General features: G+C 57.7%; 9 protein-coding genes. 7 read left to right on the top strand and 2 right to left on the bottom strand.

Translation table 11 applies throughout. The annotated features are described in order from the left end of the window. Window positions 1-110 precede the first annotated feature (110 nt). The gene (locus ASE07_RS07720; protein ID WP_057290239.1) at window positions 111-395 is read right to left on the bottom strand and encodes a GNAT family N-acetyltransferase; all 285 of its coding nucleotides are present in this window, start codon (window positions 393-395) and stop codon (window positions 111-113) included. 207 nt (window positions 396-602) lie between these two features. On the opposite strand from ASE07_RS07720, the gene ASE07_RS07715 reads away from it, so the two are divergent. The 7 genes from ASE07_RS07715 (at window position 603) to ASE07_RS07685 (ending at window position 12,395) form a co-directional block, all read left to right on the top strand. Next, window positions 603-1,808: an iron-containing alcohol dehydrogenase gene (locus ASE07_RS07715; protein WP_200960901.1), complete on the top strand. Its 1,206-nt coding sequence runs from the start codon at window positions 603-605 to the stop codon at window positions 1,806-1,808. A gap of 148 nt (window positions 1,809-1,956) precedes the next feature. Beyond that, the gene (locus ASE07_RS07710) at window positions 1,957-2,976 is read left to right on the top strand and encodes an alpha/beta hydrolase (protein ID WP_057290237.1); all 1,020 of its coding nucleotides are present in this window, start codon (window positions 1,957-1,959) and stop codon (window positions 2,974-2,976) included. A gap of 95 nt (window positions 2,977-3,071) precedes the next feature. Further along, window positions 3,072-4,481: a UvrD-helicase domain-containing protein gene (locus ASE07_RS07705; RefSeq protein ID WP_057290236.1), complete on the top strand. Its 1,410-nt coding sequence runs from the start codon at window positions 3,072-3,074 to the stop codon at window positions 4,479-4,481. A 212-nt stretch (window positions 4,482-4,693) separates the two neighbouring features. Beyond that, on the top strand, window positions 4,694-5,911 hold the full coding sequence (locus ASE07_RS07700; protein ID WP_200960900.1) for an ABC transporter substrate-binding protein: 1,218 nt from the start codon (window positions 4,694-4,696) through the stop codon (window positions 5,909-5,911). A gap of 3 nt (window positions 5,912-5,914) precedes the next feature. Further along, window positions 5,915-8,773, top strand: a complete 2,859-nt coding sequence (locus ASE07_RS07695; RefSeq protein ID WP_057290235.1) for an ATP-binding protein — start codon at window positions 5,915-5,917, stop codon at window positions 8,771-8,773. A gap of 300 nt (window positions 8,774-9,073) precedes the next feature. Continuing rightward, entirely contained in the window at window positions 9,074-10,600 is a 1,527-nt protein-coding gene (gene glgA / locus ASE07_RS07690; RefSeq protein ID WP_057290234.1) for a glycogen synthase GlgA, read from the top strand. A 559-nt stretch (window positions 10,601-11,159) separates the two neighbouring features. After that, window positions 11,160-12,395 carry a sugar phosphate nucleotidyltransferase gene (locus tag ASE07_RS07685; protein WP_200960899.1) on the top strand — a complete coding sequence of 412 codons (1,236 nt, stop codon included), beginning with the start codon at window positions 11,160-11,162 and terminating at the stop codon, window positions 12,393-12,395. Window positions 12,396-12,535: 140 nt separating this feature from the next. Here the strand turns inward: ASE07_RS07685 and ASE07_RS07680 are convergent, their stop codons facing one another. After that, a complete protein-coding gene (locus tag ASE07_RS07680) occupies window positions 12,536-14,086 on the bottom strand; it encodes an alpha-amylase family glycosyl hydrolase (RefSeq protein ID WP_057290275.1) in 1,551 nt (516 codons plus the stop codon). Window positions 14,087-14,347: the final 261 nt, after the last annotated feature.

Below are 14,347 nucleotides of genomic sequence, written 5' to 3'. Positions count from 1 at the left end.
TCACGGAGTAGTGCCAGTCGGAATAACTATGGTGATCAACGCCGCAGGCAGCGCGTGTCTTGTCGACAACACGCTGAACATTACCCTGGCGTAGCCGGTTCATCGCCTTTTCAGGAGGCAACCAGATCAGCGTATTCCCGGTGTTTGCCGACATAGCCTGCAATGAACGGGCATGCGGGAATGAGACTCTGCCGGTTTGCCTTCAGCCGGTCTAGCGTCTGTTTTGCCAGCGCGGAGCCATAGCCTTTGCCTTCATGCGCCGGATCGATTTCGGTATGGGTAATCGTTACGGTGTCGCCCGACATCCGGTACTGGGCAAAGCCCACGACTTCGCCATCGGCTATCAATTCATAACGACCTGCGTCCTTGTTGTCTTTCAGGGTGGTGCCTTCCATGGTTTTCCTATCATTAGTCGCGTCAATACGCGGTTAGACGGTTGTCCCGTCACGTGTGTCCAGCTGAAACAGTACCAGCAATTTCCTCAGACAGGCAAAGCGCGCCGGTGTTCTCACTGCCGACCTGCGCCGAAACGATTCTGCGTCTCGCGGTATAGTGACAAGCCCGATCAATGTCGATTACCTGCCAGCACACCGATGTCACACTTGAATACCTTTTCTGCTTTCTCTGCTTTTTCTGTTGCGCGCCTGCCGGAAATCCGTTTTGGCGCGGGCCGCATCGGTGAAATCCCCGACGTGGCAGTACAGTTTGCCACGAAAGTTTTGCTCGTGACCGGTGGCAAGTCTTTCATTTCGACGCCGCACTGGAGTGCACTGCAGTCCGGACTGGCGCGGCACGGTATCAGTTGGGAATGGCTGCAAGTCATTGATGAACCCTCCCCCGAACTGGTGGACGCGGCTACCGCGCGTTTTGGCGGAACCGGTATCGGGCTCGTGATCGGCATCGGGGGCGGCAGCGTGCTGGATGCCGCCAAAGCCATCGCTGGACTATTGGACGTGCGCAATTCGGTCATGGATTATCTGGAAGGTGTGGGGAAGGGCCTTGCCTACACCGGACCTGCTGTTCCCTTGCTCGCGGTTCCGACCACGGCCGGCACCGGCAGTGAAGCGACCAAGAATGCGGTGCTCAGCGTGCGCGGCCATCAAGGCTTCAAGAAATCGTTTCGCCATGACCTGCTGGTGCCACGCATTGCGATCATCGATCCGTCGCTGCTTGCTTCCTGTCCGAAAGACCTGATCGCTGCCAATGGCATGGATGCCTTTACGCAGCTGCTCGAATCACTGGTCTCAACACAGGCGAGCCCATTTACCGATGCGCTCGCGATGTCGGGCCTGGCGTCCTTCCGTGATGGCTTCTGGCCCGCATGGGAAGCAGGGCATCCTGATGCGGCAAACGGATTGCAAGCTTTGGCCTATGCCTCCATGTTATCCGGCATCACGCTGGCGCAAGCGGGACTGGGTTCGGTGCATGGTCTCGCGTCGCCGCTTGGCGCATATTTCCCGATACCGCACGGCGTTGTATGCGGCACGCTGGTCGCCGAAGCAACGGCCGTCAATATTCGCGCTTTACGCGAGCGGGCACCACGGTCCCCAGCCCTGCGCAAGTATGCCGATGCCGGTCGCTTACTCACGAATGATCCCACCTTGCCTGACAGCGACGCCGGCGACCAACTGATTGATGTATTACGGGACTGGACACGACGTTTGAATCTGCCGCGGCTTGCAAGTTTTGGCGTCGGAGAAGCGGATATTGACCGGGTGGTAGCTGGCAGTCGCGGTGGAAGCATGCGAACCAATCCGCTCGTTATTGAGGATGCGGAATTGTCTGCGTTAGTCAGAGCCAGGCTGTAGCTGACAGACCGTTCATTGTGGACAGTGGACGAAAGCGTTTTGGTGTGATGACAGCGGATTTCCACACGACTTCAAGCTTTATTTACATCAAGCCCAGGATCTCAAATTCATCAACAATGTGACTTCCCTAACGATAACGGAGACGAACATGCATCATGGCAGGCGAGATTTCGTGCAGGGATGCACATGGATGGCGGCAGCCGGGATGGCTGGTCTATCGATCCTGGCGAGTGGGTGTGCGACCGTGACCGGTGGCTCGACAGGGAAAAAAGCTTGGTCTTCATTCCGGGCGAAGGACGGCGCCGAGATTCACTATCGGGAATGGCAAAAAGCCGCCACGCCGAGGCTCGCGGTGCAGATCATCCATGGCGCAGCCGAGCATAGCGGACGCTATGACCGCTTTGCCGAGGCGTTGGTTAATGAGGGCTATGCAGTTTATGCAAGCGACCATCGCGGGCACGGACGAACCCGGGTCCGTTCCGGCCAACTCGGCGACGCCGGTCCGGACGCCTGGAACCGTTTTGTCGACGATGAAATAACGCTCAGCCACATCATTCGACAGCAGCATCCGCAAGCAAAACTGGTGTTGTTCGGCCATAGCATGGGCTCCTTCATCGCCCAGGACTACATCACCCGCACAAGCCAGCTTGACGGTTTGATCCTAAGCGGTACCGCATACAGTCCGGCGCCACCGCCGGAACTCCTGACGGCTCTCCATGCAGCGACCAGAGCCGCACCGCTCGAGCCATCCCAATTCTGGGCGGGGCTCTTCACGGACTTCAACAAGCCGTTCACCGGCAAGCCGGGATTCGAATGGCTGAGCCGCGACCCCGCTGAGGTTCAAAAATATCAGCAAGACCCGCAGGCCGGTTTTTCGTTCAGCAATGAACTTGTCAGTGATTTTTTCCAAGGCATGGCCGCATTACGCGATCCGGCACGTGAGGCGCGCATTCCGAAGGCATTACCGGTGCTGGTCATTCAAGGCGCACTGGATCCGGTGGGCGCGAACCTGCAGTCGACACAAGTCTTGCTCGACCGTTACAAGGCCTTGGGCATGTCACGCCTTGACCATCGCTTTTACGATGGCGCGCGCCATGAACTGCTGAATGAAACCAATCGCCAGGAAGTGCAGCGCGATGTCCTGGATTGGCTGAAGGGCATCGCCTGACTTGTCATTGCTGGTCCGGGTGGGCTTTGCGGCGCAATTACTTTCCGTTGATCGGGTGGTGAACGTGGCACGCCTGGCCCATTTACAATGCAGGCATGGATTTCACGAACGAGCAAACCGGTGTCATCAACAGTCAGGCCGCCAGCGTTGTCGTCAACGCGTTCGCCGGCACTGGCAAAACCACAACTCTTCGCGGGTATGCCGCCGCACGCCCGCGACGACGCCTCCTTTATCTTGCCTTTAACAAGGCCATGGCGACCGAGGCCGCGGACTCCTTTCCGGAGAATGTCGATTGCAAAACAATTCATTCACTGGCTTATAGTGCCTTTGGTCATCGCTTCAGGCACAAGCTTGGACAACTGCGCCCGACCGACATCATGCGTTACTACACGGACGTTAATCTCGCTGTGGCAGATGTTCTCGTCAAGACGATTGAAAGCTTCATGTATTCGGCCAATGCATCCGTCGGGCTGGATCATGTGCCGAGCGAACTCGCCCTGACGGATCGCCAGCGCATCGTCGGTGCCGCGCAGCACCTGTGGCACGATATGGCGGATCAAAACAAGCCGATCCCCTTGCCCCATGATGGTTACCTGAAGCTGTTTCAGCTTTCCCGGCCAGTATTGTCGAAGCGCTACGATGTCATCCTGCTGGACGAGGCACAGGATACCAATCCGGTTACGGCGGATATTGTCTTTAGCCAGGCATGCGGGAAGGTGCTAGTCGGCGACAAGCACCAGGCGATCTATGGATTCAGGGGGAATGTCAATGTCATGGATTTGCTGCCCGAGGCAGAGCAGCATTACCTCACGCAGTCCATGCGCTTCGGCCCCTTGGTCGCCAACGCTGCAACGACGCTCCTGACCTGTTTAAAAGGTGAAAACCATGTCATCGTCGGACGTGCCCGGATGGCAGCCCGGCCTGACTATATCGATTATTCCCGGCCTTTTGCCATCATCAGTCGTACCAACGCCGGCGTTTTTGCGCAAGCCATTCAGATGCTTGGCCAGCACAAGATCCATTTCGTCGGTGGTCTGCAGAGTTACCTGTTCGGGAAATTGCGGGATGTCTACAGCATGTGGATCGAAAAGAAAGAACAGGTACAGGACAGCTTCTATCGGGAGTTCCCCGATTTCGATGCGCTGGCAACCTATGGTCGGGACTCCGGAGACAAAGAGATATTGTCCCTCGTGTCCGTTGTCATCAGGTACCGGGAGAAACTGCCCGGTCTGATTGAACAGGTGATGCTCCATGCCTGTGAAAATCCCGAGGAGGCGCATGTGCTGTTAATGACGGCGCACCGATCAAAAGGCTTGCAGTTTGATCAGGTGGTACTCGATGACGATTTCCATGATCTGGTAGATAAAAGGGGCAAGCCGAATCGTACCGGGCACATGGATTTTGAGCAGGAGGTCAATCTGCTCTATGTTGCCATGACCCGCGCGAAGCAGGCCATACGGTTCAACAAACAATTCCTGGCATTCCTGCAGGCGGTGGACACGTGACACGTATTACGACTTCCGGGACGACGTAACGCTGCCCTCGCCGCATCTATAATGCGGTCTGAAAACATGCACAATCCTGGTTCGCTGCGCGGGTTGCACCCTGGACCAGATGCAGTCCGCATTGCACGCCGGCAACGTACTTTACGACTGGAAAAGAGTTTATGTAAGCCTTGGTTGTATCATGGCCTGCATTCTCAATCGATGGAGTTTCCATGCCTGATTCCACATTTCAAGCCGATGCCCGGCGCAGGAAGATCCTCGCGTTGACCCTCCTTGGCGGGATGGTTTCTTCCTTCTCGCTGCCAGGCAAAGCCGCCGACAAAACGCCTCTCATCATCGGCATTGATGGCGAATTCGGGCTTGCCAACAGCACCTCGGCCCAGGCAGTCGAGTTCGGCGTGCGTGTCGCGGTCACCGAAATCAATGAGGCGGGCGGTGTGCTGGGTGGCAGGCCGCTGGAAATCCTGACAAAGGATCATCGCTCGATGCCGGCGCGTGGAATTCGCAACATCGAAGAATTCGCTGCCATGCCAAATGTGGTCGCGGTATTTGGTGGACGCTTCAGTCCGGTCATCATCGAACAACTGCCCAAGCTGCGCGAGACAAAATTGCTGTTCATGGCGGTCTGGTCCTCGGCCGACGTCATTGTCGATAACGGCATGAAGCCAAGCTATATTTTCCGGCTGTCATTGCGCGACAGCCTTGCCATGCCGACCATGCTGAAAAGCGCGGAGGCGCGCGGCTTCAAAAATGTGGGACTGCTGTTGACCAATACCTCGTGGGGACGGAGCAACCTGGCTGCCGCGGAAAAGTACCTGGAGAGCGTGGATGGTCCCAAGATCGTCCAGACCACGTGGTACAACTGGCGTGACACGACCCTTGTCGATAAATACAACAAGCTGCACAATGCAGGCGCCAAGGCCGTGATCCTGGTGGCCAACGACGATGAAGCGGCGGTTCTGGTGCGCGAAGTCGCCGCCCTGCCGCCGGAGAAGCGCATTCCCATCATCAGTCACTGGGGCATCACCGGTGGCGAATTTGTCAAGCAGGCCGGCCCCGCGCTCAACGACGTTGACTTCTCGGTCATCCAGACCTTCAGCTTCTTTAATGCCGACAAACAGCCGCTGAACCAGTTCATGCGTACCGCGGCGAAGATATCGGATGTTCGCAAGGTGGACGATATCAATGCGCCGGTCGGTGTCGCGCACGCCTATGACATGATGCATATCCTGGCCCGCGCCATCAATCTTGCCGGTACTGCTGACCGCTCGGCGGTACGCGACGCGCTGGAGCGGTTACCGGAATACCGCGGTCTGATCAAGCGCTACAAACCGCCATTCACGCCCACCCGGCATGAAGCGCTCGGACCGGGTGAACTGATCATGGCCCGCTACCGGCACGATGGTGTGCTGGTGCCGACGAAGAAGTGATGCATGATTTTCCGTAGACCAGCCGCCGGCAGCCTCGCACGGCGCTTTGCCCTGGCAAGCGCCGCACTGGCGACGTTTGCTTTGATCTTGACGACTGCGTCCTCGTGGTGGCTGGTCACCCAGCAACATGGCGCGGCGATGCATATTCTTTCGCAGAAGGAAGTCGATTTTCATGCTGCGACGATGAGCTCCACCTTGCACGCAATCTCGTCACGCCTGTCGGAAGTCGCCAACAGCAGCATTCTGGCTACCGGGCTGGTCGACAGCGCGGGCCGCGAAACCTATATCACGCCCTATCTCAACAGCATCCGTCAGATCAACGGGGTGCCGATACAGGTGCTCTTTACCGATTTTTCCGGCAAGGAAATTTCAGGGAACAGCATTGCGCAATTCACTGACAGGGATATGCAGTGGCTGGTGCGTCATATCGACAGCGGCCGGCGCGGCGCGGACATTATCGAGGGGCCGAACGGGCCGGAACTGATCGGCGTTGAACTGCTGGTGTATGCGCGGACGCAAACACCCGAAGGTGCCTTACTCTACAAAATACTTTTGCGCGACTTGCAACCCAATGACATGGCGCGGCTGGCGTGGGGTACGGCGGCACCCGCGACGACGCGCACAAGCATTCCTGCAGTCAAGGTAGCGGTCAACTCGCCGCCCGTCTTCAAGCATCTGAATTTCCACATCGTCGAGCCGCCGCGCGAGACTTCGGCTGCGGACCTTGCACCGCAATTCGCCACAATCTTCATCATTGCGCTGGCACTGGCGGGCACGGTGCTGGTGCTCGGTTCCCGCCTCGCAGTCAAACTGACCAAGGACCTGCAAAAGCTGGAAGCGTTTTCACGCAGCGTGGTCAGCGAAGGCTTTAGCCGACAGCGTGCCGAACCCGGTCGCAGCACCGAGATCGCCAGTCTCGCCGGATCGATCAACCACATGCTGGATCGCCTGTACGAACAACATGCGGAATTGCAGCGGGAGCGTGAAAAATTTCTTCAACTGGCCAATACGATTCCCCAGCTTGCGTGGATCGCCAATTCGGATGGACGTATCCACTGGTATAACGATCGCTGGTATGAATATACCGGCACCAAACCCGAACAGATGGAAGGCTTGGGCTGGCAGTCGGTGCATGACCCGGCAATGCTGCCACACGTGATCGAACGCATGCAGGCAAGTATCGACACCGGACAGCCATTCCAGATGACTTTTCCGCTGCGCGGCGCGGATGGCGAATTCCGGCCGTTTTTCACGTCGGCCGCGCCCCTGCGGGACGGGGCAGGGCGGATCGTGCAATGGTTTGGCACCAATACCGATGTCTCGCAGATAGAACGTGCCGAACGCGCCGTACGTGAAAGCGAAGAGCGTCTGCGCGAGGGCCTAGTTGCTGCACGCATGGCGGTTTGGGATTGGGATCTCGGCAGCGGCCAGCTACGCTTTTCAGCGAATGCCGCCGACATTTTCGGCATCGCAACCATGGCAGACAATGCCGCATGGGATGCCGTACATCGCGAGGATTTGCCTGCGCTGCGCAAAGCAATCAATCAGGCCGTCCGGGAACGCAGTTATTTCGATCAGGTGGTCCGGATGATCCGCTCCGACACGGGCGCGCTCATCTGGGTCGAAGCCAGTGGCAAAATCATCAGCGACGATCAGGGCAATCCGCAATCGATGCGCGGCATCATGCTCGATGTAACGGTACGAAAACAAGCGGAAGAAGCATTGCGGATAGCCAATCGGCGCAAGGACGAGTTCCTTGCGATGCTCGCCCATGAATTGAGGAATCCCCTCGCGCCGATCAGCACAGCGGCGGAAATCCTCAAGATGGCGCATCCCGACCCGGAACGTGTGCGCCTCACCAGTGAAATCATCACCCGCCAGGTCGATCACATGACCAGTCTGATCCACGACTTGCTGGACGTCTCGCGCGTCACGCGCGGACTGGTGACGTTGGAGCGCGAGCCGGTCAGTACTGCCGAGGTCATCTCGGGAGCCGTCGAACAGGTGCGCCCACTGATCCAGTCGCGTAAGCACATGCTCAAGATCGGCCCGCTGAGCGAAGTCGCTTATGTGACCGGCGACCGCACGCGCCTGGTGCAGATCGTGTCCAACCTGTTGAACAACGCCGCCAAATATACCGCCGAAGGCGGCGACATCATCATCGCCGTCGGCCTGAATGCCGATACGGTCGACATCAGCGTCCGGGATACGGGAATCGGCATTTCGTCCGACCTGTTGCCGCATGTGTTTGAACTGTTCACCCAGGCCGAACGCTCGCCCGATCGTTCGCAAGGTGGACTCGGACTTGGGCTGGCGCTGGTACGCAGCCTGGTCGAACTGCATGGTGGCAGCGTCGACGCCTACAGCGAAGGAACAGATCGGGGAAGTTTGTTTACGGTGCGCCTGCCGCGCCTCGCAATGCAGGACCTGGTCGGTGCGCTGAAGCCGGAAGCGGCGGTACATGCGAAGCGTCCAACGGTAGCGTGTGAACTCATGATTGTTGATGACAACATCGACGCGGCGCGCAGCCTTGCGGTCCTGATGGAAGCGGAAGGACATCGTGTCACGGTCGAACATCGCGCCGACAAGGCACTGGAAACGGCGCGGCGGCAGCCTCCGCAAGTGTTCCTGCTCGATATCGGACTGCCTGAAATGGACGGTTATACGCTGGCCGCCAAATTACGCGAAATGCCCGAAACCCGTGATGCCTTGCTGATCGCGGTGACCGGTTATGGGCGCAAGGAAGACCGCGAAAAGTCGGAAACCGCCGGCTTCGACTACCACATTGTTAAGCCCGCGACGCGGGAAGAGGTGGCGGCAATTCTCGCGCAGGGACGGCGCGAGCAGAAATACGCAAGCTGAGGGCTGGACCTCTGTAGCGGGAATCTGGATCGGGAGCCGTAATAAATATGGGCGAATGAGCCGAGCTTCGCGGCGCGTCACATGAGAGTTGATTTTACGCAATAGACTTTGCAAGCCGACGTTTTATTGTGGCGAGACTCGGTATTTCCATTGGCATTTCAACTCCTTGAGCGCAGACATGTTTACTGCACTCAAGGCCGTTAAGTCCCCAAGTCGGCATGTCGCGTTAGCCTGTGCAGGCGGGCTCGCTTTCGTGTGTCCGGAAACGCCGCTCCATTTAACAATCAGGGAGCCATAACCTTGAACGCCCGTGTCTTGCTCGTCACATCCGAAGCTGTTCCACTCGTAAAAACCGGCGGGCTCGCCGATGTCATTACCTCTCTTGCACGGGCACTGCGCCGGCGCGGAGTCGATGCAAGCGTACTGATGCCAGGCTACCCTGCGGCGATGGACCGCGCAAAGGATGTACAGGTGGTCGGGGACCTGATCTCACTTCCCGGCGGGCCCGGACGCCTGTTACGCGGCACAATGCCCGACAGCGACGTGCCTGTCCTGCTGCTCGACACAGCATGCATCGCAACGCGCACTGCCAACCCCTACGTCGACCATCATGGCCAGGAGTTTGCCGACAATGCCTTGTGCTTCGCCTCGCTGGCGCATGCCGCTGTCAGCATCTGCGCAGGCGAGACTGCGCTTCCGGCGCCGCATATCGTGCATGCCAATGACTGGCATGCCGGCCTGATTCCGGCATTGCTGCGCCTGCGCGGGATAAGGGAGGTCGGCACACTGCTGACGATTCACAATCTGGCGTTCCAGGGCAATTACCCGATGGACCTTGCGGCGGCGCTCGGTATCCCGGCGCACATGCTGACCCCCGATGAACTCGAATTCTGGGGCAAGCTAAGCTTCCTCAAAGCCGGTATCCGGCATGCCGACCGCATATCGACCGTGAGCCAGTCCTATGCCAGCGAAATCCTCACACCGCGCTTCGGCCATGGAATGGACGGCTTGCTGAATGCACGCAAGGACGACCTCGTTGCGATTCGCAATGGCGTCGACCTCGATGCCTGGGACCCGGCGACCGACAGCTTGATTGCGCGCCCGTTCAGCCTTTCCGACATGCGTGGAAAAAGTGGCTGCAAGCGCGACCTGCAGCATTTGTTCAATCTGCCGATCGACCCTTTCGCCCCCATTCTTGCCATCGGCAGCAGGATTACCCATCAGAAGATGGCGGATGTCGCCCTGGCGTCGCTACCAGAAGTATTGCATCGCTATCCGCGCGCCCAGCTTGCCGTGATCGGGCGTGGCGACCGGGAATATGAACAAGGTTTTGTGGCGCTGGAGGAGCAATTTCCGGAGCGCGTCAGTGTCTACATCGGCTACGACGAACGGCGTGCACATGCATTGCACGCCGGTGCCGATATGCTGTTGCACGGCACACGCTTCGAGCCATTCGGCCTGACCCCTTTGTATTCGATGCGCTATGGCACCATCCCGATCGCCTCTCGCGTCGGCGGCATGATCGATTCCATCAGTGACAGCGGCCTGGCCGGCGGGACGCCGGAAAACGCCAATGGCATCTTGTTCGACGGCGAAACGGCGGAAGACATGATCGCCGCAGTCAGTCGGGCGTTCGAGTTATATGCGCGACCAAATGAATGGCATCGCATGCAGCGCAACGCGATGTCGGCAAACTTTTCCTGGGACCAGCCTGCTGACGACTACATGGCGGTTTATAAAGAGATCGCGCCTGACGCGGCCGGCGAACTGTTCGCGCCGGTGATGGAGCCGCTGGTCGATGAAGTGCCGCAATACATGACTGCCTGAGACGGCGTACGTGGCCACGCGGGCGCGGTAATTATCGTTTTGTGCGCTTCGATGAACGCAGCGAAGAATTATCTTCCGAAGCGTGGCAAAATCCGCATGCGGCCACTGACCCGCGCAACGCGCAAGCTTCAATGACGGCAGTCTCATCGACATGGTGTTGATGCTGATCAATGATGGACATGATCCCTCGCCGTTCAGTTTTCCGGAGCCACCGCGCACATGGCATTTACTGCTCGACAGCGCGCTGGATGAGTCGCAGAATCGCGAGATCACGGAAATACCATTGAAGTGCAGGACCCCAATACGACGGTGTTCGGCACGCGCATTCCCAAGGCCTTGCGCAAAATCAATTGCAACGGGCATCGATCTTGCGTATCAAACGTGCCGAGGCAAATTACCCCTCGGCCATTCGATATGTAATGTGCTTGCAACCGGAACATATGTTTCCTTGCCGTATCTTCCTTTGACTTTGTTCAAGCTCTTCTACGGAAACACGTGTTCTCCTTTAGGTCATACACATTACCTGTGTAATCGAACAATTCTTCAAGGTTAAATAAATATGAAAGCAATGATTCTCGCTGCCGGTAAAGGCACTCGTGTACGTCCGCTGACTTATGACCTGCCGAAACCCATGATTCCAGTACTCGGCAAACCCGTCATGGCCTATATCGTCGAGCATCTTGCAAAGTGCGGGGTGCAGGACATCATGGTCAATGTCAGCTACCTGCATGAAAAGATTGAGAGCTATTTCGGTGAAGGCAGCCAGTTTGGCGTACGCATTGGCTACTCGTTCGAAGGTTACATGACGGAAAGTGGCGAGGTTATTCCGGAAGCACTTGGCTCTGCCGGCGGAATGAAAAAGATTCAAGAGTTTGGTAGGTTTTTCGATGAAACCACGATCGTGCTGTGCGGCGATGCAATTATCGACCTCGACATCAATGCGGCCATCGCCGAACACAAGCGTAAAGGTGCGATCGCCAGCGTGATTACACGTGAAGTTCCCTGGGACAAGGTTTCCGATTATGGCGTCGTTGTCAGCGACGCAGATGGCCGTATCCAGAAGTTTCAGGAAAAGCCCAAGCGCGAAGACGCCTTGTCGAACCAGGTCAGTACAGGTATCTATATTTTCGAGCCGGAAGCGATCGACATGATCCCGTCGGGCGAAGTCTTCGATATCGGCTCGCAGCTATTCCCGTTGCTGGCAGAAAAGGGTATGGCCTTCTATGCGTTGAACCACGACTTCCAGTGGCTGGACATCGGCAGCGTTACCGATTATTGGGGTGTCTTGCAAAGCCTGATGACCGGAGAGATTCCGAAGATGCAGGTGCCGGGCGAACAGGTACGTCCGGGCGTGTGGGTGGGACTCAACACGCGCATCGACTGGGAGGACACGATCATCACTGGCCCGGTGTACATCGGCGCGGGTTGCCATATCGAAGCCGGCAGCAAGATTCTCGGCCCGACCTGGATCGGCCATGGCAGCCATATCTGCGCAGGCGCGACGGTGACACGCAGCATTCTGTTTGAATACACGCGTGTACTGCCTGAGGCGAACCTGCATGAACTGATCGTATGCAACGAGTATGCGGTCGATCGCGACGGCAACATGTCGCGGTTTTCCGAGGAAGAAGACCTCGGGTTGAATAATGCGCGGGATCGTCGCTATGCGCGTCGGACCAAGGACTCGGCGGATGCCGCGGACGAGGTGGAAATGGACGCTGACGCTGACGTTGATGCAGCGCCGCTTGGCGTGGCGGCATCGGCTGAGCAGTCGAAGCTGTCATATGCGCAGTAAGTGCGGGGTTTCGCGCCGCATCCGTTGCGCCGCGCGAATCCTGGCAGCGTGAATGCGGTGCATGATATTCCTTCCCCTTCAAGGCAGTCCGCGGAAAGGGGAAGGGACTACAACACACTTCACTTGCTGCCGAACCTGTCCTAAGCCTGCAAAAAGCAAAACCCGCTGACCTCCAGCATCACCGAGCGGTTATCGATGCGTGCATGCCTTCCGAATACCATCTCGCCAAACTGCATCGACGTTACCTTCTTCGGGGTCACATCCATATTAAAAAAACAAATCATCTCGCGATCCTCCTGCTTGCGCGAGAACGCGAGCACGCCTTCCGGGGCATCGATGAGTTGAATGCTCCCCTTGTCCAGTTCCGGATGCGTTTTGCGTAATGCCAGCACTTCGCGCGCAAACTTCAGTACCGAGTCCGGCTGTTCTTCCTGGCGTTCGACGTTCATGTCGATATGCACGGGATCGACCGGCAGCCACGGTTCGGCTTCCGTAAATCCACCGTGGCGCGCGTTGGCCCACGGCATGGGGGTGCGGCAGCCGTCACGCCCCTTGAATTTTGGCCAGAAGGTAATGCCGAACGGATCCTGCAAACGTTCGAACGGCACGTCCGCCTGCGGCAATCCCAATTCTTCGCCCTGGTACAGGCAGATGTCGCCGCGCATCGCAAACAACAGGGCCAGCATTTCCTTCGCCGTCTCATCGCGGTCGCGACCGTTTTGCCAGCGCGTCGCCACGCGCGGCTTGTCATGATTGCTCAATGCGTAGCAGGCCGCACCCGGCGTCCTGATACTGTCTTCCAGTGTCGTGATCACATTGCGCACATGTGTCGCGCTGCTGTCCGGTCCCATCATCGAAAAGCTGTATGCGGAATGCAGGCGGCCCGGATGCGTGTACTGCCCCATCAGTTTCAGTGCATCATGCCCGCCGACTTCGGCAAGACTGAACGCGCCGTAGGCATCGAGCAGCTTGCGGATCTTTTCCAGGAAGGGCAGCATCTCCGGCCGCGCCTGATCGTACACGTGCAGCTGAAAGCCATACGGATGCAGCGCCGCGCTGGTATCTTCGCGCGGCGGGTTATTGCGCAGCAGCAGGTCCTGGAAGATGTGGTTGCAGGCATCAAAGCGAAAGCCCGATACACCCATGTCGAGCCAGAAGTCCATTTCCGCGAGCACAGCGTTCTGCACATCGGGATTGTGCATGTTGAGGTCGGGCTGGCTGGAGAAGAAGGAATGGAAATAATACTGGCGACGCTCGGCATCCCAGCGCCAGGCCGTACCACCGAAGACCGATACCCAATTGTTGGGCGGGCTGCCGTCCGGTTTCGGATCGGCCCACAGATACCAGTCCGACTTGCCATTTTGCTTCGCACGGCTTTGCTTGAACCAGCTGTGCTCTTCCGACGTATGCGAGATCACCATGTCGACGATCACGCCGAGTTTCAGCGCCTTCGCGCGCTTCATCAGATTCTTGAAGTCGTCCATCGTCCCGAAGATGGGATCGACCGCGCGGTAGTCGGCTACGTCATACCCGAAATCCTTCATCGGCGACTTGAAGAAGGGACTGATCCAGATGGCGTCGACACCAAGGCTTTTAATGTAGGAAAGCTTTTGTTCGATACCGGCCAGGTCGCCGATGCCATCGTTATTGGAGTCGCAGAAGCTGCGCGGATATACCTGATAAATAATCATTGGCTGTCTCACAAAACAAGTGCGCCCAAGTGTGTGTGTGGCATTGCGCCGCAGGCAGTGAAAGCCCGCTTGCACAAAGGGCGCGTTCAATCTTTTGTTGCCGCCCGGCGTGTCACAGGCGGTTGTCTCATCGTCGAAGTCGGACAAGACCGGAAATTACTCCCCGCCTTGTACTTTCTGTGCTTTCGGAATGGATGCGACCATGAACCACACTATCTGTTGCTTCGAGGAATTTCGCAATGTCGTATAGGCAAGAAGATG

Origin of the sequence: Noviherbaspirillum sp. Root189, from assembly GCF_001428545.1 — a bacterium.
GTDB lineage: Bacteria > Pseudomonadota > Gammaproteobacteria > Burkholderiales > Burkholderiaceae_D > Noviherbaspirillum.
This window is presented reverse-complemented; position numbering and strand designations above follow the sequence as displayed.

Bases quoted from the DNA above. Each gene is read 5' to 3' on its own strand.
- ASE07_RS07720 (WP_057290239.1), bottom strand. From the start codon at position 395: ATGGAAGGCACCACCCTGAAAGACAACAAGGACGCAGGTCGTTATGAA.
- ASE07_RS07710 (WP_057290237.1), top strand. From the start codon at position 1,957: ATGCATCATGGCAGGCGAGATTTCGTGCAGGGATGCACATGGATGGCG.
- ASE07_RS07705 (WP_057290236.1), top strand. From the start codon at position 3,072: ATGGATTTCACGAACGAGCAAACCGGTGTCATCAACAGTCAGGCCGCC.
- ASE07_RS07700 (WP_200960900.1), top strand. From the start codon at position 4,694: ATGCCTGATTCCACATTTCAAGCCGATGCCCGGCGCAGGAAGATCCTC.
- ASE07_RS07695 (WP_057290235.1), top strand. From the start codon at position 5,915: ATGATTTTCCGTAGACCAGCCGCCGGCAGCCTCGCACGGCGCTTTGCC.
- ASE07_RS07685 (WP_200960899.1), top strand. From the start codon at position 11,160: ATGAAAGCAATGATTCTCGCTGCCGGTAAAGGCACTCGTGTACGTCCG.
- ASE07_RS07680 (WP_057290275.1), bottom strand. From the start codon at position 14,086: ATGATTATTTATCAGGTATATCCGCGCAGCTTCTGCGACTCCAATAAC.